The sequence below is a fragment of the Sporolactobacillus laevolacticus DSM 442 genome (assembly GCF_000497245.1).
Classification (GTDB): Bacteria; Bacillota; Bacilli; order Bacillales; family Sporolactobacillaceae; genus Sporolactobacillus; species Sporolactobacillus laevolacticus.
The window spans coordinates 43,946-67,066 of the sequence record NZ_AWTC01000013.1 but is presented as its reverse complement, the minus strand read 5'-3'; the positions used below and the strand labels follow the sequence as shown (position 1 = coordinate 67,066).

The following is a 23,121-nucleotide window of genomic DNA, read 5'->3' as shown; positions in this document are numbered from 1 at the left end:
GTCGTTTGAAGCTTGAGACATTGAATGCGGCGGCCACAGAGAAATTTGTGCAGCTGCTGGACGGAATTTTTGAGCACTCGCCATGGATTGTTGCGGAAACAGCTAAGCTGAAACCTTTTTCTTCTGTTGATGAACTGTTCGGAGCGATGGAGTCGGTTGTCACATCAGCCACACATGAACAAAAGGCAACACTGATCAATGCCCATCCACGACTCGGATCTGCCGGCAAAATGACCAAAAACTCAACCGGTGAACAGCAAGGAGCTGGGCTTCGGAATCTGGAAGAAGAGGAAGCGGCAGCCTTCTCGGAATTAAATGCTGAGTATGAAAAAACATTTGATTTCCCGTTCATTATGGCTGTCCGCGGGAAGACCAAATCTGAAATTTATGCCGTAATGAAGACGCGGTTGAGCAATGCAAAAAAGGATGAATTTGAAACTGCTATTGAGGAAATATTGCAGATCGCCCATTTTCGCCTGGATGATCTACTGCAAGCAGGAGATAAGTAAGTGCCACTTGGAGTTGTATCGGCAGAATTTTGAAGATGACGTGCAGAACATGGGTTCAGACACATGATAAGATGAGAGGGGATGCGTATGGGGCAGCTCACCACACATATTTTGGATTTAACAAAAGGTAGACCTGCAGCAAATGTCCAGATTGATGTGTACGAAGCGTATGAGGAGTCGATAACATTTTTAAAGAGCAGTGTGACAAACTCGGATGGCCGCCTGGACGCACCACTTCTCGCCGGACCTGCTCTACATAAAGCAACCTACGAATTGCATGTTCATATTGGCGATTTTTTTAAGTACGCGAACGGCTTCCCGGATTCACCATTTCTGGATATCATCACAATCCGTTTCAACATTGCGAACGTAGACGAAAACTACCACGTACCGTTGCTTGTGTCTCCATTCGGTTATCAGGTTTACCGAGGAAGTTGAGCAAGGCATATTAAAAGAAGCTCGGCGAGATCGCCGGGCTTCTTTTTTCAAGAAAAGAAACATCCATGACCCGCTTGAGGGGAGCGGGACACCGCTTGAATGAAAATGTAGGTTACGCTTACTCACGATATAGAGTGGGTACTAGTAAAATAAGGACAGAATTGAGGTCGAATACTTTTGGCAGTCTCATTGGGTGAACTCCGTTAAAGAAACCGACCTCCTGCATTGTTGAGTACCGCCTATTGTGGCTTTTCTAAGCACGTGTACAAAAATTCATATTGACTCGGGTGCAGGTCCTGTCCTTCCATTTTTTATTGAGGGGATGATCAATCATGGATGCTCTATTGTCGCGTTGTGCAGGTTTAGATGTGCATCAGGAAACCGTTGTTGCCTGTGTTCTTTATGGGGAACCGGGTCAAAAGGTAAACAAACAGATTCGGACCTTTGGCACAACCACCAAGGAGTTGCTTGCTTTAAGTGATTGGCTGCTCAAAATGGAGAGTAGGTACGTCGCGATGGAAAGTACAGGTGTCTATTGGAAACCCGTTTGGAATATCCTCGAAGAGGAATTCGAATTGGTGCTGGCTAATGCACACCGTATTAAGAATGTTCCAGGAAGAAAAACAGATATCAGCGATGCCCAATGGATTGCCAAACTTTTACTCAATTGATTAATTGAATCAAGTTTTGTGCCTCCGGTCGATATCCGTAATTTGCGCGACTTAACTCGATATCGACGTAGCTTGATGCAGATGGCGACGGCTCAAAAAAATCGAATTCATAAAGTGCTTCAGGATGCCAACATAAAATTAACCAGTTATATGAGTAATGTATTTGGGGTATCCGGCCGATTGCTTTTGGAATCGATCATGAATGGCGAAACACTGACCTTGGAACAGGTACGTCGTTTGATCAAAACAAAACTGAAAGTCAAGGCACCCAAATTGGTAGATGCGTTAAATGGCAAGGTGCGTGCGCATCATCGGGAATTAATGCGCCGGCAATATGATCTACTGCTCGTCCTTGAAGACCATATTTGTGAGATTGAAGCGGAAATTGATCACAGCGTTCAAGCGTATAAAGAAGAACTGGGTCTGCTGGTTACGGTTCCAGGCATTGACCAGGATGCGGCGGCGGAAATCCTGGCTGAAATCGGTCCGGACATGACTCGGTTTCCAACATCAGCTCATCTTGCTTCCTGGGGCGGACTCAGTCCTGGAAACCATGAAAGTGCAGGTAAAAAAAAAGCGACTCGAACCCTACGGGGCAATAAGGCGTTGAAATCAATCCTTTGCCAAGTGAGTTGGGCGGCTGCCCGAAGTAAAAAAACTCGATTGTCTGCCTATTATTATCGATTGGTTAAGCGACGAGGACCGAAAAAAGCCAATGTGGCGCTCGCTCACCTTATTTTAAGGATTATCTATTCAATGCTTAAAAAGAAAGAAAAATACAGAGAGTTGGGTCCAGATTACCTGCCAAAGAAGAAAAGCAGCGCCGAGTACTATCAACGACAATTAGAGAAGCTTCTCGGTCACGAAATAGAAATTCACGAAAAAACAGCATAAGCTGAAAAAAATTCAGCTCATGCATCAGGAGTAGTCTTTTTTTTTTACTTTTTTAGCGTTCATCACATTTACGTACAAAAGTATAAGATTAATAGAAATTAACGTTGTCGGATAGCATTTCCCGATTGATTCAATCAGGATTTCGTCGCACTGGTTTCAGCGATCATCTGCTTCGACAGGTCGGTAACTTTTTCTTCGGTCGTGTGGCGGCCGACATTAAAGATAATATTTAAAATAAGAGCGGTAAGACTGCCGGAAACAATGCCGTTATTGGTTAGAATCTGTACGAGACTTGGAAACTTTGCGAACAGCGCAGGTTGAACGGTAACACCAAGGCCGACCCCAATCGCGCAGGCAACAATAAGCAGATTTTCCTGACGTGAAAAGTCAACTTTGCCAAGCATCCGGACGCCGGAGGCGATCACCATGCCGAACATAGCGAGTGTGGCGCCGCCGATCACCGCATTCGGAATCAATACGGTCAAAGCGCCGATCTTCGGAATCAGGCCAAGGATAATCAGCGCGATGCCGCAGACAATCGCAACGCTTCTCGTTTTTACACGTGTCATTTGGACAAGCCCTACATTCTGTGAAAATGTTGTGTAAGGGAACGCGTTGAACAATCCTCCGACGAGAATCGCCAAGCCTTCTGCTCGGTATCCATGCTCCATTGCTTTCTCATCGATCGGCTGCTCGCAGATTTCACTGAGTGCCAAATACACCCCGGTTGTTTCAATCATGCTGACAATGCCGACGATCGACATGGCAATGATCGCGTCAACGTGAAAAGTCGGTGCACCGAAGCTGAACGGCTTGATCAGGCTGAACCAGCCGGCTCCGCCCAGCGATGAAAAATCGACCATACCCATGAAAGAAGCGGCAATTGTTCCAATGACGATGCTCAGAAGAATAGAAAGCGTGCGCAGAAATCCTTTGAAAAAGCGGTTCATGATGATAATTAGCGCGAGTACACCGAACCCGAGCGCCAAATTTTGTGGACTTCCGAAATCCTTTGCACCAACCCCGCCGCCTAAATTGTTGATCGCAACCGGAATCAGCGTAATGCCGATTATCATCACGACCGTACCTACGACAACAGGCGGGAAGAGATGAACAATTTTACCGAAAAACGTGGATAAAATCAGTACAACCAGCCCAGCGACAAGAATCGCACCGCAAATTCCGGGCATCCCGTACGATTTTCCAATGATAATCATTGGTGAGACAGCGGTAAAGGTACACCCCATCACAATCGGAAGCCCGATTCCAAAATATCGGTTTTTCCAGGCCTGAAGCAATGTGGCAAGTCCGCACGCAGCCAGGTCAATTGAAACGAGTAATGCGAGTTCCGCACCTTTCAGCCCCACAGCGACGCCGACAATCAAAGGAACAATAACCGCTCCTCCATACATTGCCAGCATGTGTTGAATGCCGAGCGATAAAATTTTTCCGGGTTTTTGAGTCGTATCCATTTTTCACACTCCTACTCTATGATTTTTTGTATCTATAAAATAAAGAGATAATGCCGGGGGAATTATCTCAGCTTGCCTCATTCTCTTCTTTCAAGGGGTCACCATTGAACGGTTGATTACTCATTTTAATGGATTCGGACGGACACCCTTCATAGGCATCGACGACATCATCCAGGCTGTCTTCCGGTATTTCCGCAGTTCCCTGATTGCCATCGAGAAGAACCTGTGATATTCCATCATCATCGTAACCGAAGACATCCGGTGCTGCGCACCCACAGGCGCCGCATGCAATACATGTATCCTTGTCGACGATAACATACTTCATACATTGGTCACCTCCATTTTTACCAAAGTACATTAACTCGTGTAGTGCTTGCCGAGTCCCATTTCCTTAAGCAGCTTGCGGTAGGCAATTGAAGTTTTGTCGGCCATGATATGTGCTTCAGCCATAAGATCAAGAGGCAGTTCCTCCGGTTTCTGGTTCTCGACCATTTCCTTATCCTCATTGAAAATCTTTAGATTGAAAGCACAAGCATCCTCGATCGACAGATTCTTATCGAAATTCTGGGCGATCGGACAGAAGAGCCGCGTTTTCCTCGCCGAGATCGGGCTGACTGCATTCAGAATCCAGAGCAGTTTATCATCCGGAAAATGAACAACCAGCCTAGCTGCGAGCGGTGGATAGATATCGTATTCCCGCAGCCATTTGAAATCGGCGGGTGACGGATCCTCCATGCCCTTCGGATAGTTGCTGACGGAACTCAAATAGTCCGTATGCAAACCGTCATCCGTGCGAGTTACTTTATAGCTCGGAACAAACGCGTTATTCCGATCGGCAAACGTGTCCGTATGTACCCAGGCGAAGTGGGCGACATCCAGGAAACCTTCGACTTGACGTCCGGCCGATCCATTAATATCGATTACCGGAGCAATAAATGAAATATAGTCAGGATCCTTCCAGGCCGGAAACGGAGGAACTTTTTCTTCTTCCCCGGTTAAGGTTGTCCAGACCAGTCCGTATCGCTCGACGGTGGGAAAAACAGTCAGGCAGAGACGCGGCGAAATCTTTGCTTCAGGGTGGGCTGGGATGGAGACGCACTGTCCATCGGAGGCATAGCTGAATCCGTGATAAGGGCAAACAATGTTATCATTTTCGACCCATCCCATGCTTAGCGGTGTTCCGCGATGGATGCAGAGATCGCGGGCGACAACGGGCTTGCCGTTTGCACGGTATGCAACCAACTCAACATCAAGCAGCTTAACAGCCAGCGGTTTGTCTGTTACCTCTTCACTTCTCGCCACCGGATACCAGTATTTGGCCAGAACGGTCCAGTCCTCCACGCTAAATGTGCAATCTGTTGGATAGGATATGTTCCTTTTGGTATTTACTATTGCCATAACGATTCTCCCTCCCAAAATGTTTGATTCTCAGAAAGTTTATAATAAATCTCGTAAAAACTGCATCATTGTGTTAGAAGATCTTACAATTATCCGCTTTTTTTGTAGGTTTAGTTCATGAACAAGTTTTTCTTTTGGATTATTTGTCAAAATTGTGAACATTTTTATATTTCGATGTCTTTCATTATAGCATTGGAATGTAAATTTATGATCGTTGATGACGTATATACCTGTAAAAAATGATGCCACATCAATTTTTTTATCTGTTTTGAACAAAACCAGTTATTGATTTTGGCTACTTAGACCAATGACAGTCGGCGTCAATAAATTTAACATAATGCATATACAAAAGATTACACACGAAGTCGCTATCATTAATTTTTGAAAATTTGAAAACTAATGGAAGCAGACACTGACGGCACAAAAATTCGAATAGGAGCTGAACAGAAAATGCAGGTACGATCAATCAAAACTTTACTTATTTGTTTGTTATCCTTAACCCTTCTTTTGCTCACAGCATGCGGGAATACTGACAAAGGTTCAACGAGTTCAACCAAAACGATGTCGGTAGGTTTAGTTAATGCTCCAACAAGCTTCAATCCCATTAATACAGGTGATATTGCCGGACAGTTCATTGAACGCTTTATGTTTGATTCGTTCTTGGATATGACGCACCCTTTGAAATTTGAACCGAAGCTGGCAGAATCCATTGACACAACAGATAATCAGACCTACAAAATCAAATTGAATCCAAAGGCAAAATGGTCGGATGGCAAGCCAATTACTGCTGATGATGTTGTGTTTACGTTTAATCTGATTGCAAATCCAAAATCGGAAATTGCGGTCGGCGCTTATCTTTCGGCTCTTGAAGGGATGGATAATAGCGGTAAATTGAAAAAAGGCGAAACAGCAATTCCGGATTTGAAAAAAGTGGACGAGCATACGGTGAGCTTCAAGACGAAGGTACCTGTCGATCCCAATTACATCAAAGAAATGATTGGCACGAAGATCATCACACTCCCGGCGCATGTGCTTCAGAAGATCAAACCGGAGGATTTAGCAAACAGTACGTATATGCAAGCACCGAATGTAACAAGCGGTCCCTATACATTTGTGAAATATGTGAAAAATACTTACGTACAATTTAAAGCTTCGAAGAATTATTATCTTGGCAAACCCAAAGTTAGCAGCATGATTCTCAAAATCATGCAGGCACCAAATCTTGTTGATGAACTAAAGACAGGCGGCATACAGATGACCGCGTCAGGAGGAAACGGCAATATTTCCTTCCAGGATTTAAAGACAGTGCAGCAGTTTTCCAACGTAAAAACACAATTGAATAAACAGATCGGCTATCAAACGATGATGTTCAACACAAAGACCATTAAGGATGCCAAAGTACGCCAAGCCATCGCAACAGCCATTAATCGTGAACAGATCGTGAAACAATTGCTAAAGGGCTATGGCGACATTGTTGACGGACCTTATACAAAAATCAATCCGTACTTGAATACAAAAATGAAAACGATTGGGTATGATCCGGCTAAAGCAAAACAAATGCTCAAGGATGCGGGCTTTGATTTTAATAAGACAATCAATCTTGTCGTGCCAATCGGCAATAAAGTGCGTGAACAATCGGCAGATATCATTACTCAAAATCTAAAGGCTGTAGGCATTAAAGTGAATGAGACCACCTATGATTTTCCAACCGTGATGCAGAAAGGAAAAGCAGGAGATTTTGACTTGCTTCTGATCGGTCTTGGCTTCACCATTGATCCGGATATTTCATCCGTTTATGCCCCAGGCGGCGCTTATAACTTCATGAGCTATAATGATCCCGAATCAACAAAACTGCTTGAGCAAGGAAAGCTCGAACCAGACAGCAGCAAACGGCATGCAATTTATAACCAGCTTCAAGAGATATGGGATCGGGATATGCCGATTTTCACCTTGTATTCAAGTGATGACACCGTTGCAGTCGGCAAGGATGTGGCCTACGGCGGTCCGGCTTCATTCTGGCCGGGAACTGCGCACAATCTACAGAAATGGTCCTATAAGAGCACCAAGTAAGTGAAAACTGTGATCTGTATCGGCTGTTTCCTTTAACGGGAGACGGCCTTTTTCATAAGAAAAAAAGTTTAAATTTTGAAAGGTCTCAGGGTTCAAATAAGCGGCGTGATGATTTGGAAAAGGTTCTGATTAAACACGGAAGTGCGAGACTCCTGCGGGACTGTTCTAGTTGATAAGAGCCAGGGGAGACCCCGCAGGTCTCTAGGTGAACCGAGGAGGCTCCCGGATCGCCCGCGGAAAGGGAGCAACTGGAGTGTGATCAAGCGCAGATTAAGGCTGGAAAATTGTTGGAACAATCGACAAAACATTCGAAAAATGGTTCACTAAAAGCAATAGAAGTTAAATGGGGGAACATGAAGATGATTGTCTCGGATATTTTTTCTCAACAAATATTTTCCGGATTCAGACTCATTGCAGGTGATAACGGGTCTGATCGGGAGATACGCAATATTAATATGATGGATGCTCCGGATATCATTGATTACCTTAAGCCAGGTGACTGGCTGGTTACCTCGGGCTATCATCTGAAAAACAATACCGAGTTTTTTGAAAAGCTGGTTCGGCAGATGGCTGAAAAAGGATGTGCTGCGCTTGGTATCAAAACGAAACGTTTTATCGAGGACATTCCTGATGAAGTGATTCGAATTGCGAACCAGCTGTCGTTTCCGCTGATTTTTATTCCGAACAGCATCCCGCTTGTTGATATTGTGAACCAGACGTTGACGTTGATTCTTCATGCGCGTACGCAGGAACTGCAATTTGCGATTAACACGCACCAACAGTTTTCCAGCCACATCATGAATGGCGAAGGAACAGTACAGCTTTTGAACAGTCTTTCCCAATTAATCGGGTACCCGGCCGCTCTTCTTGACAATTATTTCAAGCCGATTGCGGTAACGGGTCAGGAAGCGGATGGATCTGGGCAGGAACTCTTTGCGCCACTGAAACAAGTTGGCTCTTCTTTTGCGCAGATGAATAAATCTTATTCAGCGTTCTGCTTGAGAGCAACACATCAGGCGTATACACTATTCCCTCTTTATACTTATAAAACAAAACGTCATTTTCTAATGATTGCCGGACACATACCGATGGAAGAACGAATGCTCGTTCTGACGATTGAGCAGGCGGCGAATGTTCTGGCTTTTGAATTGATTAAAGATGAGGCATTGAAGCAAAGCGACCGAAAAATCCGCGACGATTTTTTTCTGAAATTAATCATGGATGAATTTTCCTCTAAGGAGGAGATGGTTAGCCGTGCGAAGGAATTCGGGATGCTGAGCGAACAAAAAACGATTCTTGCTGTTGGAAAACTCGACATTGACGACAAACAGATCAGCTTTACGAAATTCAGAATGAAAACAAATGATGTCAGTGATTTTATCGAGGGAGAAATGGAAAATTTGCCTTTTACTGGCTACTTTTTTGTAAAAGATAGTTTCTGTATTTGCTTATTTGATGTCGGGGAAGGATGGGCGAATGGCCCGAGACAGCTCTTGCCTTATTTGAGTAGAGTTCAGAAGCAAGTGGAACAATTCTTTTCAGAAACGATTTCCTTCGGCCTTAGCAATCTTTGCGTGAATCTGTCCGATGTCTCTGCTGCATACCAAGCCGCAATCGATGCTCTGCAAACCGGTCTGCATTCCAGCCGGCGCTCTTTCATTCAAATCTATCAGTCTAAGGGCTTTTCCGATCTGTTGCGCATGGTGCCTTTGGAAGATTTGCGCAAGCTGTACTATGAAACTTTTCAGGTTCTGTCCTTTTCAAAAAAACAGGAAGATGAAGATCTTTTTCACACGTTAATTGTCTACTTTGAATCCAATTGCCAGATTTCAGAGACAGCAAAGAAGTTGTTCATTCACCGCAATACCGTTATTTATAGAATTGAAAAATGCGAGCATCTCCTTGGAAAGGATTTGAAGGATCCTGAGACGGGATTCCTGATTCGATTTGCCTTTCGGCTACAGCCTCTTCTGAGTAATAATGAAAAAGGGAATTGATTCAAAAGATTTAGTTGTGCATTTTAACTGAATCTAGTTTTTAAATACAGAGATTGTGCCAATGGTCAACATCTTTTATTTTGCTAAAATGAAATTATTCAGATAAATGTCAAGTAATTTAACATAGAAAGAGGGCTCGTCAGATGGTTTTTCGAACCTCAGAAACGTTGTCTCAGGAAATCAATCGATTAATTGAATGGTTGGGAAGTATTGGTTATACAGAAAATGGCGGAGTCACACGCTTACTTTACAGCTCATCGTGGCTGGAGGCTCAGACTGCTGTAAAAAAGAAAATGGAAGAAATGGGGCTCTCATCACGTTTTGATGATGTCGGAAATGTCTTCGGAAGACTTGAGGGTACTGAGGAACGTGAACGTGTTATTCTTGTCGGTTCCCATATTGACACGGTTGTTGACGGTGGAAAGTATGATGGTGCTTTTGGTGTATTAGCAGCAATGATTGCAGCTGAACAGCTTTATTTGCAATACGGGGCTCCTAAGAAAACCATTGAGACGGTGTCGCTCTGCGAAGAAGAGGGCAGCCGATTTCATCTAGCCTTTTGGGGTTCAGGAAGTATCACCGGCAGGTATCATCTTTCGGATGCGAGCCAAGTGACCGATGCAGAAAACGTAACCTTGGAAGATGCAATGCATGAGGTGGGATTCGGAACGGGTACTTACCCCTCGGCAAAGCGCGAAGATATTGCTTGTTTTCTAGAAACTCATATTGAGCAGGGCCAAATTCTAGAAAGTGAAAAGATATCCTGGGCGGCGGTCAGCCATATTGTTGGTATGAAGCGGATGACCATCCACTTAACTGGTACAAGTAATCATGCAGGAACAACGCCGATGGACCGGCGCCGCGACTCGCTTTATGCGGCGTCGCAGATGATCGCCGACGTGATTGGAAATGCAAAAAAACAAAAGAACGGGCTGGTGGCGACGGTTGGTCAACTCAGCTTGCTGCCAAACGTCGGAAATGTGATTCCGGGTACATGCGTGTTTTCACTTGACGTTCGCCATCATGAATATGATGTGCTTAATCAGTTCTGCCGGGACGAAATAGAGACATTTAAGTCGATTGCGAGACAAGAAGGCATAGACATTGAGATTAAGACATGGCTTGATGATTCTCCGGTTCGGATGGATCCTATGATGACTCAGCGCCATTTGGAACTTGCACAGGAGGCGGGTATTTCATTCAAGAAGATGGTCAGCGGCGCCGGACATGATTCACAGATTTTCGGGGTTTATTGTCCGACCGCTATGATGTTTGTGCCCAGTCACAACGGTGTGAGTCACTCACCTAAAGAGTTCACAAAAACAGAGGATTTGGAAACAGGGGTTCGGATGTTGATGAAGATTCTCTATCAAATGGCTTACTAAAATCTTTTTTTGAAAAGAGTGAAACTATGGAACGAACAAAGGAACAAAGAATGTTAAAAATACCACCGCGTAAAATTATGACTCCGGGTCCGGTAGAGGTAGATCCACGTGTACTGCGTGCAATGTCGATGCCGATTCTGGGCCAATTTGATCCGGCATTCACCCAAATTATGAACGAAGTGATGGTCATGCTGCGCGAAGCTTTTCAAACAAAGAACCATTGGGCTTACCCGATTGACGGCACTTCACGTGCTGGATTGGAAGCAGTCATTGCCAGCCTTATCGAACCCGGTGATCGGATGCTTGTACCGATCTACGGACGTTTTGGCGATTTGTTTGTTGAGATCGGTGAACGCTATGGTGCTGAAATTCACACAATGTCTTGTCCGTGGGGGACTGTTTTTGATCCGCAGGACGTGATTAATGAAATTAAAAAAGTACGTCCAAAGGTTGTCGCTCTCGTGCACGGTGAAACGTCAACGGGGAGAATGCAGCCGCTTGCTGAAATTGGCCACGCCTGCCGTGAACTGGATACTCTGCTTGTTGTTGACGCCGTGGCAACTTTTGGAGGTGCAGATGTTCGTGTCGACGACTGGTGCCTTGACGCCGTGATTGGCGGTGCTCAGAAATGCCTCTCAGTTCCATCGGGCATTGCACCGATCACCTATAATGAACGCATTGAAAAAGTAATTTTAAGTAGGAAAAAGGTTGAACGAGGCATTGCGACTGAATCAGATAAAAAAGTGGCGTCGGCCATGCCGATCCGCAGCAATTATTTTGATCTGAGCCAGCTTCAGGATTATTGGAGTGAACGCCGCCTTAATCACCACACAGAAGCGACATCAATGGAATATGCACTGCATGAAGGCTTGCACCTCGTTCTTGACGAAGGGCTTGAGCAGCGCTTCGCCCGCCATCTATTGAATGAGAAGGCACTAATGGCCGGTATTGAAGCGATGGGCTTAGACTTGTTCGGTGATCCGGATTGCAAAATGCCAACGGTCACATGCGTCTCAGTTCCGGTTGGCGTGAATGCTGATGATGTACGTAATGTCCTATTGGATCAATTCGGTATCGAGATTGCCGGGTCTTTCGGCTCGTTGCAGGGGAAAATTTGGCGAATTGGCACGATGGGTTACGGCTGCCGGAAGGATAATGTGCTTGCTGTACTTGCTGGGCTAGAAGCCTCACTCATTCGTTGCGGTGTAACGGTTTGCCGCGGTGAAGCTTTGCAGGCGGCCATGGATGTCTATGATGAAGCTGCCGATTAATTAATGTAAAAATGTCGTGCTGATCTGCTTGTTATGTTCAAAAAAGGGGATGACGGCCATGACTTACGATTTGCTGATCAGAAACGGTAGCGTTGTATTGCCGGATGGCGTGAAAAAACTTGATCTTGGTATACAGAACGGAAAAATTTCTGCACTTGGTGAGTTGTTAAGTGAACAGGCAGAAAAAGTAATTGATGCTGACGACAGAATAATTTTTCCAGGCATGATTGATGTTCATGTGCATTTTGACGAACCGGGTCGTGAAAACTGGGAAGGCTTTGAAACAGGTTCGTCCATGCTTGCCGCAGGTGGGTGTACCGCTTTTTTCGATATGCCACTTAATGGGATTCCATCCACAGTAAACCGGCAGGCACTGGAAGAGAAAGTGAAATGCGGTGAGGCAAAATCACATATCGATTTCGGGCTCTGGGGAGGGCTTGTTCCTGAAAATCTAGATGATTTGGCTGGTTTGTCCGATGCGGGTGCCATTGGATTTAAGGCATTTCTTTCCCCATCCGGAAATCCATATTTTCATTCTGTAGACGATCTCACACTTCTTAAAGGAATGAGAAGAATAGCAAAGCTCGGTGCGGTTCTGGCACTGCATTCGGAAAGCGCGCCGATTGTCACATTCCTTCAAGCGGAAAAAGAAGCTAAAGGATTAACTGGGTTTGATGATTATGCTGAGTCGAGACCGGTACTGGCAGAGACGGAGGCGGTCTCACGCGCACTGATGTTTGCCGAACTGACCGGATGCCCGCTTCATTTTGTCCACATAAGCACTGTTGAAGCGGTTGATCTGATTCAAGCAGCCAAAAATAAAGGGCAAGATGTAACGCTTGAAACCTGCCCACATTATTTGCTCTATAGTCACGAAGATTTTCGCCGCCTTGGTGTAGTGGGGAAATGCGCGCCTCCGCTTCGTCCTGAATCTGAGCGTCATGCGCTCGTTGATCGGCTCATTCATCATCAGATTGATATGGTCTCCTCAGATCACTCTCCATGTGAGTGGGAAGACAAACAGAAAGATAATTTATTTGAAGCATGGGGCGGAATCAGTGGGGGACAGTTTTCACTGCTTAGCGCCATTGAGATTGCATTAGCACATAATATCCCGCTATCCCAAGTCGCTGATTGGACAGCGAAACGTCCTGCTGAGCGGTTCAGGATCGCTGCAGACAAAGGAGAAATCCGCGAGGGAGCGGATGCTGATCTTGCAATCGTCGCACTGAACATACCAGAGAAAGTGACCGTCGATCGATTGTATCAGAAGAATAAATTCAGCCTGTATGAAGGTCATGTTTTTCCATCAAGTATTCAGATGACGATCAATCGGGGTACGATTGTTTATTCGGCTGACAGACAAATAAACCATGAAGCCAAAGGAAGATGGATCCGTCCATCTATTTAACTGCCATATTGTTGCAAGAGCAGCAACGAACGATTTCCGTGCCGAAAGAGGTGCGGATTTTTTGCTATAAAGAAAGGTTATTCCATAGGCGGGGTCTGAAACGAATAACCGAGATGATGGATGGATACTAGATAATAGAAAATAGTGACCGGATGGAGATAGGACCAACTCACAAGTAGTCTATAAAAATCGATAAAAGATAGTACTGATTGTTAGAAAAAGTAACACATCGGAATAATGACTGTTCAGAATATTAGTTGATTTAGCACAAACATTTATCTCTTTTTGTCTATTTTGAATAATGACATACTTATAATCGCTCAGTAAAATTATAATTGTAATCATTTTTAACATAATGTGTTAAGAAACGAGCAAGTAGATAATTCAATTCATAGATGGAAGGGTGAGAATGGCCTCATAGATGAACAAGGGAACAGTTGGTGAGATCGTTGAATGGCACCTGTGAAGACCGTATACAAACAAATTTCTAATAATTCTGGATAATGGAAGGAGCAACACTATGGATTTAAATGAAGTGTTTAAGGGAACGATTAACGAGCCTAGCCATCGACTATATAATGAGGACTTGGCACCAGCTAAAGAAAGACGTTGGACGACGTACAGTTTACTTTCAATGTGGATGTCGGATGTTCACAGTATCGGGACTTATACATTTGCCGCAGGTTTATTTTTTCTTGGATTAACCGGCTGGGAAGTATTAGTGGCTGAAGTGATTGGTGCGATCGTTGTTATGTATCTGGCGAATCTAACGGGTTCTGCCGGAACGAAGCTGGGTGTGCCTTATCCGGTTCTTTCTCGTATTTCTTTCGGCGTATTCGGTGGAAACGTGCCTGCGCTGATTCGTGGATTTATCGCAATCTTCTGGTACGGAATCCAAACGTATCTTTCATCGGTTGCTGTTGTAGCAATTCTGCTTCTTATTTTTCCGGATATGAAGTCGATGATGGGCTACACGTTCCTCGGGCTTTCGCTTCCAGGATGGATTGGTTTCTTGTTTCTTTGGCTGCTTCAATTTATTGTCTTTAATTATGGAATGGAGTTTATCCGCAAATTTGATAACTTCTGCGGACCGGCTGTCTATATCATGATGCTTGTCCTAATTATTTGGATTGCTGTTAAGGCTGGCGGAAAAATAAATATTGGCGTTAGTCCGGTCAAGATTTCATCGGGACAGGCAATTGTTCAGTTCTTCAGCGCAATTTCACTTGTCATCGCTTATTTTTCAACCATCATTCTGAATGTCAGTGATTTCACTCGATTCTCGCCTTCGGTAAAGATCACGAAACGCGGCAACTTCTGGGGACTTCCCGTCAATTTTACGGCGTTCTCACTGGCATCTGTAGTCATTACGGCCGGAACAATTACTGTTTTTGGTAAAGCCATTACCGACCCGGTTCTGCTCATTCAACGTGTAAGTAACCCGTTCTTCTTGATTGTTGGCGCGATTGTCTTTATCATCGCAACAATGGGTGTCAATATTGTCGCAAATCTTGTATCACCTGCGTATGACTTTGCTAATGTCGCACCAAAACATATTAACTTCCGTCGCGGCGCGATGATTACATCAATTCTTTCAATTGTTGTGATGCCATGGCAAATCTATAGTAATCCGGTGGCCGTCAACTATTTTCTCGGTGGATTAGGTGCCTTCTTAGGACCAATCTTCGCAATCATCATCGTTGATTATTACTTGATTAAACGCGGAAAAATTGATGTACAAGCACTGTATCAAGAAAGCAAGAGCAAATACTGGTACCAGAAAGGCTATCACATGAAAGCTTTTATCGCCTTCATCATAGGCATTATCATCACGGTGCCGCTTGCGCTTGTCCCTGTATTTTCAGCAGTAGCAGCTTTCTCATGGCCGATCGGTGTAGCGATAACCGGTATTGTTTACGGAGTAATCGTACGTAGTGAAAGCTTAACTGCCGGAGTTGAAGTTTCCGGTGCGGAGTAAGAATCTAATTATCTAAGCTGTATATAAATAAGAAAAGATCACGAGAGAAGAACTGTTCTTTTGTGATCTTTTTTCTATTTCTACTTTTGAGAGCATTGAGAGAAGTAGTCCTTTAACTCTTTTTTCCTTTCCTCAGGCAATGTGTGCCAGCGAATACCTTGTACGGCGCCTTCCAAAGCACATAATTTAGAGAGACAGGCAGAAGGATCATTTCTTTTTATTTCTAAAAAAGCTTGTTTGCTGCCCATGTTTCGTAGTTGTTCAGCATTTCGAATGTTAATCTTATGCAATTCCTTAATCAGAATAGGCCCAATATTGGGCGAGCTTGATAACATGGTCATCAGGACCTTTCCTTCTTCCAAGCGGGCAATTTACTGAGCATGTATGCTGCTGATTCTTCAGCAACTTGGCGATCAAGTCCTTGAGTTTTGACAACGAATTCGGTCATAGACGTTAATTTTTCCTCATAGTTTTGCATGCTCCCGTCTGGTTTCGCGCAATATTTACAATAATTTTTGGTTGTGTCCCCTAGCGGATAATCTTCCGGACTTTTCATTGGCATGCCGCATGCAATGCATTTTTTCATTATTCATTAGCCTCCCGATCAAACAGATTAAGCGCCGGTTGCAGACACGAAGCGATCCCCTTAATTCCGGATACGGTTAATGTCATTAAAATGGCGTCTTTGACCTCATCACGTGTTGCACCCAGATTTTTTGCCATAACGGTATGAGCAGTCACAGCAGCTGTATCGCCTTGCGAAGCCTTCATTGAAATGTAAATAAGGTGCTTAACTTTTGCATCCAGTCCATTTGATGCAGCAACGGTTTGAATTAACCCGTTGAAAGCTTGTGCAGCTTCCGGTGCTTCTTTCATAAAAAAATCCATGGTATTCATGATTTGTCCACCTCCAGCAGTTTTAAGAAGTTTAAAATTAATTCGTCTTTATAAATGGCGAGGACCGATCCGTGCGGTGCAAACAGCCCGCAGTTTGTTAAATAATAATGAATGAGTCCGATCCATGTGTTGAAAATAAAAGAAATAGGCAGATCTTTCATTTGTTTTTCTTTTTTCAGCTGATTAAGTACCTGGTCAAAATGATGAGCAATGATCGACTGAATGCCGATCACCGTTTGCTGTGCTTCTTTCGGTAATTGAGGCATATCCATAATCAAATGTGAGTAGATCGATTCATGTATTTCAATTGCTGTCAGGTGCGTCCGAAGTACATCGGCCAAGGAATGGCTTTGTTTTGCTGATTCATGAATTCTCGTCGTAATATCAGTTCCCAAAACGTTAATGACGGCTAAGATTAATTTTTCTTGTGACTGAAAGTGGAGGAAGACAGTGCCGTGTGCAACACCTGCTTCTTTCGCAATCAATTGAGTCGACGACTGAACAAAGCCGTTGCTCGCGTAAATGTGCTCGGCGGCAGATAATATGGTTGCACGGGTTTGCTGTCTTTGCTGTTCACGTTTTTTCATTGAATGACTCCTAACTCACTGACTGTATAGTCATTATAAAATCTTTATTATCATTCTGCAATCTTTTTTATCGTTGATAAGTGTCATTGACAGCGCTTTATTAATATGGTTCAATCGCGATATGAAATGAAAAAACACGATCCGGTTGGTAGTCCGGATGTATCGTTAGTGATATCAGTAGCCTTCCCTCCTCGGGAAGGGCATTATTTTTACTATCTGTTGAATTTATCTTGGGAAAATGCTTTATTGCGGGGATTTATTGAACTTGCTTAGNCCCTCCTCGGGAAGGGCATTATTTTTACTATCTGTTGAATTTATCTTGGGAAAATGCTTTATTGCGGGGATTTATTGAACTTGCTTAGTAGTTATAAAAGAGTAATACTGACTGAAAAACTGACCGATTCATTTTTTGTCGTCATTTTCGTCCGTTTTTTCATCACTCTTGATGATGCTTTCGAATATTTCCGCTGGCAAGTCCTGATCTTTTTCTGTAACGTGTGCATAGATGTTTAATGTGGTTTTGATATCTTTGTGTCCAAGCCGTTTTTGGATCACTTTAATATTTACACCATTGCTTAAAAGATAGGTTGCCGACGTATGCCTTAGGTCATGGAAAGATATTTTCTTTATATTAGGATGACGATTTAAAAAGTCGTTCCACATTTTCGTAATTGTTTTTGGAAAGTAAGGACGTCCATCCGGATGACCAAACAGTAAAAAATACTTGTTTCCATTGTCATCATTGCATCCAACCCACTTATCACCAAATATACGGCGTTCTTCTTCACGCTGCACTGAATATTGCTTTAGTTCATCCATGAGAAGAGAAGGTAAGGTAACCACCCTGTTTGTCCACGTTTTAGTTGATTTAAGTCGTTTCCCTTTTTGATTGCTGTATTGCAAGGAATGGCGAATGCGTATTTCATTATTTTCGTAGTCAATATCATCGTCGATGTCTAAAGCTAAGATTTCACCACGACGGAGACCACCAATAAGTGCAAGTTTAATAATCAATTGATGATATACAGGTAATTCGTTAACTAATTCAAGAACCTGTGTAATTTCATTTTCATTGTAAACTTCTTTCTCACGCGGAACAATACGTGGCTTTTTAACAGCCATAGCTGGATTGTCACTAATGATTCCCCATTCTTTTGCTTTTCGGAATAGGCTTCGTATAATGCGGTGGCGCCGTTCTAGTGCGTATTGTCCTGGATCAAGCTTTCTTTCATGGTTGAAATATTCGACGATATGAATTGTTTTGATATCACCAATTCTTTTTTTATTGAAAAAAGGAATAATAGATGAATCAAGAATATAGAGATAAGTCTCATAAGTGCTTGGTTCAAGATCAGTCTGGCCATAGTTTTCTTTCCATTTTTCGGCATACTGAACAAATGGCATGCGTTCGTCATCAGAATATCTGCCATTGGTAAGTTCTGTTTCAAATGCCGAAAGCATTTTTTTAGCTACCGTTTTATTTTTTGCTTGGACAGTGCGAAACTTACGTATGCGGTTACCCATTGCATCATAACCTTGTTCTGCTCTAAGCTCGAATACACCTTTTCGTATTTCACGAACGCTACTCATATAGAGACCTCCTTAAACGAATGTATGTTCTTTTTTGATGTGAAAGAAAAGCCGCGTGAAGCGGCATCATTTATTTAACTTTTGCTGCATCATCTAATGCTCGCTGGTAAGAGTCATTACTAGAATCAATATATGGTTGCATCTTATCACTCAGGTCTTGACCATTTTCTAATGCTTTTTGCATAATTTTCGCTGCCTTAGCTCGGTTAAATGCAGCATCTGTTATATCCTCATAAAAAGCTTCTGTATTTTTATTAAGCTTGTAATCATTTGTTTCATCCATAAACGCGATAAAATTATAAGCATCAACTAGCTTAGATGCATCGGCGGACGAAATGTTGTTTCCTTGTTTTTTAGTGTTGTTAATGATCTCCTTGAATTGTGCAATAACAGCTTGAGAATCGCCTTTAAATTCTTCAATTAGTTTCTTTTTTTCGGTAGCACTCATCGTTTGTTTAGTTGCTTCTTTATGCTTTTTTATAGCGGAGTTGGTTTTTATAGCTGCTTGTTTAGTTTCGCTTGTTTTCACTTGATGCTTTGGTTTATCGTCTGACGTTGTATTTACGCCAACTATCATTAAGATAAGTCCAATGAAAAAAATACCTAATGTATATAGCGTCTTTTTATTAAATTGGCGTCTATCAATTTGCTTTCTTTTTATAAAATATATAACCAAACGTACAATAAGAGCGATGATCGCCCCAAACATTGCCAAAATGCCTAATAGTCCGATAAACATTCCCATTTATATCCTCCTCAAATAAATCTACTCATTTCCACCGGAATACCACACATCTTTAAATATTGGTCTTTAGTCATCCAATTTTCCATTTTATCGTAATAGGTTAATAGAAGTGTTGCGAATTTGTTTGCTTGGACTTCTATCCGACTGATTGATGTGAGAGTTGTCTTTCTCAAAAATGATGTGTTGCATTCCGGGTATTCAATAGCATGTCCTAATTCGTGTGCGCAGACAAAACGTTTTTCATGAAGGTTCATATCTGAGTTGAGGGTTATAAATTGGAATCTGCGTCTCATCATATAAAGGCCAAGAGTTTCACCTAGTGGCAACTCGGTAATAATAATTCCTTTTTGATTCGCGATACTGAATGGATCATTTGTTTTGTATATTTTAATTGTTTTATCAACATAACGAGACACAAAGTCCATGGCTGGTCACTCCTGATCACGATACTTCTTCGGAGTAAATTTTTTCTTTGCAAGTTGCTTTGCCATTCTCAAATTAGATTCTATGGCTTGTGCGACTAATCGTTTAGTCTCTTCATCCATAGGTTCGCCATCGAATGCTAAGGCACTATCACCATTTAACTCATTGACCAGATTTTCCATATCTTTAGCAATATCTTTTTCGTCTTTTTCGGTTAAATCATAATAGTGTTTTTTGTCGGTGCGACCAATTAAATAATCGACAGAAACATCATATAGATCGGCTAATTTCGATAAAGTGTCAGGATCAGGAACGCTTACCCCATTTTCATATCCACTTAGAGTTTTATTATTTATCCCTGTTCTCTCTTTTACCTGTGTTTGCTTTAGGTTACTGTAATCTCTTGCTTCTTTTAGTCGATCGGATAGAACGGACATTCGTTTCACCTCGTTTCTTAGATTATATCCCGATTCCTAAGATCAAAGAAAAAAATCTTAGAAACTTAGAATAATATATTGACATCTTAGAAAATAAGAATTATATTATGTACATGGAGTTCTTAATATCTAAGAATAAAGGTGGCGATAAAATGAAGATCAATAATCGGATTCGTCAGTATATCGAAAATAATGGCTTAAAGTTTGGGTTCGTTGCAGAACGATCATCTATTGATGATTCAAAGTTTTCAAGGATGATGACTGACCAACAAGCTATTAAAACTGATGAATATGAGAAAATATGCAAAGTTCTTGAAGTACCTACTTCATATTTTTTTGATGATCAGTTCTTAGAAACAAAGAATAAACAAGAACAGGAGGCTATATGATGCCAGACATGTTTTCAAATGGTACTCCGGAAGTAAATGAGTTCAGAAAAAAAATAGCCAGTTTCGGAAAGCAAATTGCTTCCGAACACGGAGACAAAGATTTTCCTGACTGGCTTAATTTCAAAGTTGGTATCTGTACGATTGAAGGAATTCCTTATGACTTAAACCGTGATTACTATCTTGGGCGGTTTTGTCCTAAATCCGGTTCAGTGGGTGGTTATGAATAAATATTTGCTGTCATCCATTTGGAATCTTCTTTATCAATGTTGAAAGCAGCCCAGTTAGAACCAACAGTAACAACGATCAAAGAGTCATCGGCATGTACAGTCTTTATTAAAAAATCTCTTACCTGCGATGATGACATGCTAGAGCTTTTGACTATCCAAACAGATTTTTGAATATGTCTATTTGGTCCAATAGATTCTATAGCTCTAAATAAGTCAGGATAATCAGCGTCATTTGAATCTAAATCATAGGTAACTAAATAACTAGCCAAAAAAATCGCCTCCCTTCTTGTGAATTTTGTCTCCCCAGACATTTCCATTCTAGCAGAGGTGAAAAGAAAAACTATTAAATTTTAAAGGAACGGAGTGGAAAAAATGAAAGAACTTGTGGTCCTCAAAAACAGTCAAGCAGTCACTACATCAACAATAGTCGCTGAGAGTTTTGAAAAACGGCATGACAATGTTCTGCGCGACATCCAAGATCTTAAAAAAGATGTCCTCAATTTTGAGGAGATCTTCCGTGAAGGTGTTGAACCTGATTCATACGGACGCTCACGCAAGGTGTTTTATATGAACCGTGATGGTTTCACACTCTTAGCCATGGGCTTCACCGGTCGTAAAGCTATTCAGTTCAAACTGAAATACATTTCTGCCTTTAACGAAATGGAAGCTAAGATTGCCGAGTTGAATCAGCCTTCTTACATGATCGATAACCCGATTACTCGCGCAGAAAAATGGATTACTGAGCGCAAGCAATATGAAGCACTTGAAACACAAGTAAAACAAAATGAACCATTTACTAAGTTTGGCAAGCAAGTGTCCAATTCGAACGGGGCCATTAATATTGGTGAATTTTGCAAGATTATTTACCAAAAGCACGGCATTTCGATGGGACGCAATAAAATGTTTGCTTGGCTGCGTGACAAAGGCTATTTAATCAAGTTCGGTCGTGAGAAAAACACACCGAAGCAAACTTATGTTGAGCAAGAGCTTTTCATTAGCGTTCCTACCATTGTTGCCCGTTCGGAAGGCGATGTTCAAAGAAGCACCACAATGATTACTGGAAAGGGACAGGTAAAAATAACACATCAACTCCTTTTAGAAAACAGCCAGATTGAAGGTGTATCCAATGCTTGATAAAGATCGGATGAACACAGTTGAATGTGCTGAATACATCGGTGTAAGTCGTACCACTATTTACACAATGGTAAGGCATAAAGAAATCCCATTTTGGCGAGCAAGAAATCAAATCATGTTCTCTAAAAAAGTAATTGATGATTGGAAATTAAAACAGCAACAAGACGTAATGACCGGTTCATAAAAAAGCCGGATCTACCAAATCCGGCAACAAAAAGGATAACCGATAACCTGTAGCCAAGTAATGCGATCTGACTACTATTCTATTAAACCATGAACCTATTGCATCAAAAAATAGGAATTTGATGAAAAAGAGGGTGATTAAATTGGCAGCTATTGAAAGTGAGGTTTGGCAACAAAAAGCCGAACGACAATTCATTGATTTCATTTACATGTTTTCTGATAAGACAGGCATGTCACTCAGAACGCTTGCAAAGTTGGTACATGTTGATCCTTCCTATTTTCCAAAGGTAAAAGCAGGAATCATTCATTATTCAAGCGATCTTGACTCCTCATTATCTCGTGTTCATTGGATGCTCAATCTAGCGATTTGGGAGCGAATATCCGGTGGTTTATTCATCAATCCGTTACGAATTGATCCTGATATGAGCCTTGAACCATCTTGCTTAAAAGAAAGTCTATCCGACAACTTGGAGGAGGCAACAAATGCATTGAAAAAACTACGTGCCTATCAGAAATATCCGGATCGTGATGCAGCATTGAAAACAATTTATGAATCTATGGATGTACTGATGGAAGGAAATGTGTTGATCGGTGTTCTTAGCGAAAAAATTGGTGTTAGCAGAAGTGAACTAATTGAAGGCTATAAAAAGCACAAAAGGGATGAGCATAGAAGATGAACACATTTACAGAGCAAGCGAAAGATCGTGTCGCAATGCTTGATTATGGAAAGTTAAAAACAGAACTTGATTGCATCGACATTCTTGATGCTCAAACTAGCTTAGATTTAGCACTCGGAAAGTTTGAAGATGCTATTGAACATGCGATCGAAAAGGTTGCTAGCCTACGTCGGATTAATCAATTAGCACTTAACAAAGATCTTTCAGATCGTGTGATGACAGCTAAACAATATTTATCAGTAATCAGCACGATCAATAAAGGTGATCATCCATGGAACTGACACTAACGAGGATTCTGATCACAGCAGCTTCAATAGTGGGACTAGCAGCATACGCGT

The 23,121-nt window shown here is 42.3% G+C and carries 28 protein-coding genes; 16 read left to right on the top strand and 12 right to left on the bottom strand.

All coding sequences use genetic code 11. From position 1 onward, the window contains the following. Positions 1 to 5: 5 nt before the first annotated feature. The 4 genes from uraD (at position 6) to P343_RS31345 (ending at position 2,512) form a co-directional block, all read left to right on the top strand. Positions 6 to 509 carry a 2-oxo-4-hydroxy-4-carboxy-5-ureidoimidazoline decarboxylase gene (uraD, locus tag P343_RS31355; protein WP_023510832.1) on the top strand — a complete coding sequence of 168 codons (504 nt, stop codon included), beginning with the start codon at positions 6 to 8 and terminating at the stop codon, positions 507 to 509. Between the two features lie 87 nt (positions 510 to 596). Beyond that, the gene (gene uraH, locus P343_RS31350) at positions 597 to 947 is read left to right on the top strand and encodes a hydroxyisourate hydrolase (protein ID WP_023510831.1); all 351 of its coding nucleotides are present in this window, start codon (positions 597 to 599) and stop codon (positions 945 to 947) included. 332 nt (positions 948 to 1,279) lie between these two features. Continuing rightward, positions 1,280 to 1,618, top strand: coding sequence for an IS110 family transposase (locus P343_RS37500; protein WP_236620358.1), 339 nt, complete (start codon positions 1,280 to 1,282; stop codon positions 1,616 to 1,618). A gap of 18 nt (positions 1,619 to 1,636) precedes the next feature. Continuing rightward, positions 1,637 to 2,512: an IS110 family RNA-guided transposase gene (locus P343_RS31345; protein WP_236620357.1), complete on the top strand. Its 876-nt coding sequence runs from the start codon at positions 1,637 to 1,639 to the stop codon at positions 2,510 to 2,512. Between the two features lie 134 nt (positions 2,513 to 2,646). Here the strand turns inward: P343_RS31345 and P343_RS31340 are convergent, their stop codons facing one another. The 3 genes from P343_RS31340 to P343_RS31330 all read right to left on the bottom strand — a co-directional run bounded on the left by P343_RS31340 (position 2,647) and on the right by P343_RS31330 (position 5,382). After that, entirely contained in the window at positions 2,647 to 3,984 is a 1,338-nt protein-coding gene (locus tag P343_RS31340) for a nucleobase:cation symporter-2 family protein (protein ID WP_023510830.1), read from the bottom strand. A 67-nt stretch (positions 3,985 to 4,051) separates the two neighbouring features. Beyond that, the gene (locus tag P343_RS31335; RefSeq protein WP_023510829.1) at positions 4,052 to 4,309 is read right to left on the bottom strand and encodes a ferredoxin; all 258 of its coding nucleotides are present in this window, start codon (positions 4,307 to 4,309) and stop codon (positions 4,052 to 4,054) included. Positions 4,310 to 4,341: 32 nt separating this feature from the next. Further along, complete coding sequence (locus P343_RS31330) at positions 4,342 to 5,382, bottom strand: aromatic ring-hydroxylating dioxygenase subunit alpha (RefSeq protein ID WP_023510828.1); 1,041 nt, start codon at positions 5,380 to 5,382, stop codon at positions 4,342 to 4,344. Between the two features lie 450 nt (positions 5,383 to 5,832). On the opposite strand from P343_RS31330, the gene P343_RS31325 reads away from it, so the two are divergent. The 6 genes from P343_RS31325 (at position 5,833) to P343_RS31300 (ending at position 15,494) form a co-directional block, all read left to right on the top strand. Beyond that, the gene (locus P343_RS31325; RefSeq protein WP_031264085.1) at positions 5,833 to 7,452 is read left to right on the top strand and encodes an ABC transporter substrate-binding protein; all 1,620 of its coding nucleotides are present in this window, start codon (positions 5,833 to 5,835) and stop codon (positions 7,450 to 7,452) included. 287 nt (positions 7,453 to 7,739) lie between these two features. After that, positions 7,740 to 9,449 (top strand): PucR family transcriptional regulator, encoded by a 1,710-nt coding sequence (locus tag P343_RS31320; RefSeq protein ID WP_236620356.1) that lies wholly within the window; start codon positions 7,740 to 7,742, stop codon positions 9,447 to 9,449. A 143-nt stretch (positions 9,450 to 9,592) separates the two neighbouring features. Next, entirely contained in the window at positions 9,593 to 10,834 is a 1,242-nt protein-coding gene (gene allC / locus P343_RS31315) for an allantoate deiminase (protein WP_023510825.1), read from the top strand. Positions 10,835 to 10,860: 26 nt separating this feature from the next. Continuing rightward, complete coding sequence (locus tag P343_RS31310; protein ID WP_023510824.1) at positions 10,861 to 12,105, top strand: pyridoxal-phosphate-dependent aminotransferase family protein; 1,245 nt, start codon at positions 10,861 to 10,863, stop codon at positions 12,103 to 12,105. 58 nt (positions 12,106 to 12,163) lie between these two features. Continuing rightward, positions 12,164 to 13,516, top strand: a complete 1,353-nt coding sequence (locus P343_RS31305; protein WP_023510823.1) for an allantoinase — start codon at positions 12,164 to 12,166, stop codon at positions 13,514 to 13,516. Between the two features lie 520 nt (positions 13,517 to 14,036). Then, positions 14,037 to 15,494: an NCS1 family nucleobase:cation symporter-1 gene (locus tag P343_RS31300; protein ID WP_023510822.1), complete on the top strand. Its 1,458-nt coding sequence runs from the start codon at positions 14,037 to 14,039 to the stop codon at positions 15,492 to 15,494. A gap of 80 nt (positions 15,495 to 15,574) precedes the next feature. On the opposite strand, the gene P343_RS31295 is transcribed toward P343_RS31300, so the two are convergent. The 8 genes from P343_RS31295 to P343_RS31260 form a co-directional block, all read right to left on the bottom strand. Further along, positions 15,575 to 15,835 (bottom strand): TfoX/Sxy family protein, encoded by a 261-nt coding sequence (locus P343_RS31295; protein ID WP_023510821.1) that lies wholly within the window; start codon positions 15,833 to 15,835, stop codon positions 15,575 to 15,577. After that, positions 15,835 to 16,080, bottom strand: coding sequence for a zinc ribbon domain-containing protein (locus P343_RS31290; RefSeq protein ID WP_023510820.1), 246 nt, complete (start codon positions 16,078 to 16,080; stop codon positions 15,835 to 15,837). Before P343_RS31290 ends, P343_RS31295 begins: the two co-directional genes overlap by 1 nt. After that, positions 16,080 to 16,391 (bottom strand): carboxymuconolactone decarboxylase family protein, encoded by a 312-nt coding sequence (locus tag P343_RS31285; protein WP_023510819.1) that lies wholly within the window; start codon positions 16,389 to 16,391, stop codon positions 16,080 to 16,082. The genes P343_RS31290 and P343_RS31285 overlap by 1 nt, the downstream gene beginning before the upstream one ends. Then, positions 16,388 to 16,978, bottom strand: coding sequence for a TetR/AcrR family transcriptional regulator (locus P343_RS31280; protein ID WP_023510818.1), 591 nt, complete (start codon positions 16,976 to 16,978; stop codon positions 16,388 to 16,390). Before P343_RS31280 ends, P343_RS31285 begins: the two co-directional genes overlap by 4 nt. A gap of 402 nt (positions 16,979 to 17,380) precedes the next feature. Beyond that, positions 17,381 to 18,568, bottom strand: a complete 1,188-nt coding sequence (locus P343_RS31275; protein ID WP_023510817.1) for a tyrosine-type recombinase/integrase — start codon at positions 18,566 to 18,568, stop codon at positions 17,381 to 17,383. A 70-nt stretch (positions 18,569 to 18,638) separates the two neighbouring features. Next, positions 18,639 to 19,313, bottom strand: coding sequence for a DUF4190 domain-containing protein (locus P343_RS31270; RefSeq protein WP_023510816.1), 675 nt, complete (start codon positions 19,311 to 19,313; stop codon positions 18,639 to 18,641). 11 nt (positions 19,314 to 19,324) lie between these two features. Then, positions 19,325 to 19,738: an ImmA/IrrE family metallo-endopeptidase gene (locus tag P343_RS31265; protein WP_023510815.1), complete on the bottom strand. Its 414-nt coding sequence runs from the start codon at positions 19,736 to 19,738 to the stop codon at positions 19,325 to 19,327. A 6-nt stretch (positions 19,739 to 19,744) separates the two neighbouring features. Further along, positions 19,745 to 20,173 carry a helix-turn-helix domain-containing protein gene (locus P343_RS31260; protein ID WP_023510814.1) on the bottom strand — a complete coding sequence of 143 codons (429 nt, stop codon included), beginning with the start codon at positions 20,171 to 20,173 and terminating at the stop codon, positions 19,745 to 19,747. A gap of 152 nt (positions 20,174 to 20,325) precedes the next feature. Between P343_RS31260 and P343_RS31255 the strand changes: the two genes are divergently transcribed. Both P343_RS31255 and P343_RS31250 read left to right on the top strand, forming a co-directional pair. Beyond that, the gene (locus P343_RS31255; protein ID WP_023510813.1) at positions 20,326 to 20,562 is read left to right on the top strand and encodes a helix-turn-helix domain-containing protein; all 237 of its coding nucleotides are present in this window, start codon (positions 20,326 to 20,328) and stop codon (positions 20,560 to 20,562) included. Next, a complete protein-coding gene (locus tag P343_RS31250; protein ID WP_023510812.1) occupies positions 20,562 to 20,789 on the top strand; it encodes a hypothetical protein in 228 nt (75 codons plus the stop codon). The genes P343_RS31255 and P343_RS31250 overlap by 1 nt, the downstream gene beginning before the upstream one ends. Here the strand turns inward: P343_RS31250 and P343_RS31245 are convergent. Beyond that, a complete protein-coding gene (locus P343_RS31245) occupies positions 20,780 to 21,058 on the bottom strand; it encodes a SinR family protein (protein ID WP_023510811.1) in 279 nt (92 codons plus the stop codon). The genes P343_RS31250 and P343_RS31245 overlap by 10 nt on opposite strands. A gap of 103 nt (positions 21,059 to 21,161) precedes the next feature. Between P343_RS31245 and P343_RS36795 the strand changes: the two genes are divergently transcribed. The 4 genes from P343_RS36795 (at position 21,162) to P343_RS31225 (ending at position 23,064) form a co-directional block, all read left to right on the top strand. Then, positions 21,162 to 21,923, top strand: a complete 762-nt coding sequence (locus P343_RS36795; RefSeq protein WP_023510810.1) for a phage regulatory protein/antirepressor Ant — start codon at positions 21,162 to 21,164, stop codon at positions 21,921 to 21,923. Further along, a complete protein-coding gene (locus P343_RS31235; protein WP_023510809.1) occupies positions 21,916 to 22,107 on the top strand; it encodes a helix-turn-helix domain-containing protein in 192 nt (63 codons plus the stop codon). The genes P343_RS36795 and P343_RS31235 overlap by 8 nt, the downstream gene beginning before the upstream one ends. A 142-nt stretch (positions 22,108 to 22,249) precedes the next feature. After that, complete coding sequence (locus P343_RS31230) at positions 22,250 to 22,783, top strand: hypothetical protein (RefSeq protein WP_023510808.1); 534 nt, start codon at positions 22,250 to 22,252, stop codon at positions 22,781 to 22,783. Next, complete coding sequence (locus P343_RS31225) at positions 22,780 to 23,064, top strand: hypothetical protein (protein ID WP_023510807.1); 285 nt, start codon at positions 22,780 to 22,782, stop codon at positions 23,062 to 23,064. Before P343_RS31230 ends, P343_RS31225 begins: the two co-directional genes overlap by 4 nt. Positions 23,065 to 23,121 lie beyond the last annotated feature (57 nt).

What these genes read in the sequence shown, in the direction of transcription:
- P343_RS37500 (WP_236620358.1), top strand. Translation starts at nt 1,280, where the DNA reads ATGGATGCTCTATTGTCGCGTTGTGCAGGTTTAGATGTGCATCAGGAA.
- allC (WP_023510825.1), top strand. Translation starts at nt 9,593, where the DNA reads ATGGTTTTTCGAACCTCAGAAACGTTGTCTCAGGAAATCAATCGATTA.
- P343_RS31325 (WP_031264085.1), top strand. Translation starts at nt 5,833, where the DNA reads ATGCAGGTACGATCAATCAAAACTTTACTTATTTGTTTGTTATCCTTA.
- P343_RS31255 (WP_023510813.1), top strand. Translation starts at nt 20,326, where the DNA reads ATGAAGATCAATAATCGGATTCGTCAGTATATCGAAAATAATGGCTTA.
- P343_RS31335 (WP_023510829.1), bottom strand. Translation starts at nt 4,309, where the DNA reads ATGAAGTATGTTATCGTCGACAAGGATACATGTATTGCATGCGGCGCC.
- P343_RS31340 (WP_023510830.1), bottom strand. Translation starts at nt 3,984, where the DNA reads ATGGATACGACTCAAAAACCCGGAAAAATTTTATCGCTCGGCATTCAA.
- P343_RS31290 (WP_023510820.1), bottom strand. Translation starts at nt 16,080, where the DNA reads ATGAAAAAATGCATTGCATGCGGCATGCCAATGAAAAGTCCGGAAGAT.
- P343_RS31300 (WP_023510822.1), top strand. Translation starts at nt 14,037, where the DNA reads ATGGATTTAAATGAAGTGTTTAAGGGAACGATTAACGAGCCTAGCCAT.
- P343_RS31285 (WP_023510819.1), bottom strand. Translation starts at nt 16,391, where the DNA reads ATGAATACCATGGATTTTTTTATGAAAGAAGCACCGGAAGCTGCACAA.
- P343_RS31305 (WP_023510823.1), top strand. Translation starts at nt 12,164, where the DNA reads ATGACTTACGATTTGCTGATCAGAAACGGTAGCGTTGTATTGCCGGAT.
- P343_RS31280 (WP_023510818.1), bottom strand. Translation starts at nt 16,978, where the DNA reads ATGAAAAAACGTGAACAGCAAAGACAGCAAACCCGTGCAACCATATTA.
- P343_RS36795 (WP_023510810.1), top strand. Translation starts at nt 21,162, where the DNA reads ATGAAAGAACTTGTGGTCCTCAAAAACAGTCAAGCAGTCACTACATCA.
- P343_RS31270 (WP_023510816.1), bottom strand. Translation starts at nt 19,313, where the DNA reads ATGGGAATGTTTATCGGACTATTAGGCATTTTGGCAATGTTTGGGGCG.
- P343_RS31235 (WP_023510809.1), top strand. Translation starts at nt 21,916, where the DNA reads ATGCTTGATAAAGATCGGATGAACACAGTTGAATGTGCTGAATACATC.
- uraH (WP_023510831.1), top strand. Translation starts at nt 597, where the DNA reads ATGGGGCAGCTCACCACACATATTTTGGATTTAACAAAAGGTAGACCT.
- P343_RS31225 (WP_023510807.1), top strand. Translation starts at nt 22,780, where the DNA reads ATGAACACATTTACAGAGCAAGCGAAAGATCGTGTCGCAATGCTTGAT.
- P343_RS31250 (WP_023510812.1), top strand. Translation starts at nt 20,562, where the DNA reads ATGCCAGACATGTTTTCAAATGGTACTCCGGAAGTAAATGAGTTCAGA.
- P343_RS31265 (WP_023510815.1), bottom strand. Translation starts at nt 19,738, where the DNA reads ATGGACTTTGTGTCTCGTTATGTTGATAAAACAATTAAAATATACAAA.
- P343_RS31275 (WP_023510817.1), bottom strand. Translation starts at nt 18,568, where the DNA reads ATGAGTAGCGTTCGTGAAATACGAAAAGGTGTATTCGAGCTTAGAGCA.
- P343_RS31330 (WP_023510828.1), bottom strand. Translation starts at nt 5,382, where the DNA reads ATGGCAATAGTAAATACCAAAAGGAACATATCCTATCCAACAGATTGC.
- P343_RS31310 (WP_023510824.1), top strand. Translation starts at nt 10,861, where the DNA reads ATGGAACGAACAAAGGAACAAAGAATGTTAAAAATACCACCGCGTAAA.
- P343_RS31295 (WP_023510821.1), bottom strand. Translation starts at nt 15,835, where the DNA reads ATGACCATGTTATCAAGCTCGCCCAATATTGGGCCTATTCTGATTAAG.
- P343_RS31260 (WP_023510814.1), bottom strand. Translation starts at nt 20,173, where the DNA reads ATGTCCGTTCTATCCGATCGACTAAAAGAAGCAAGAGATTACAGTAAC.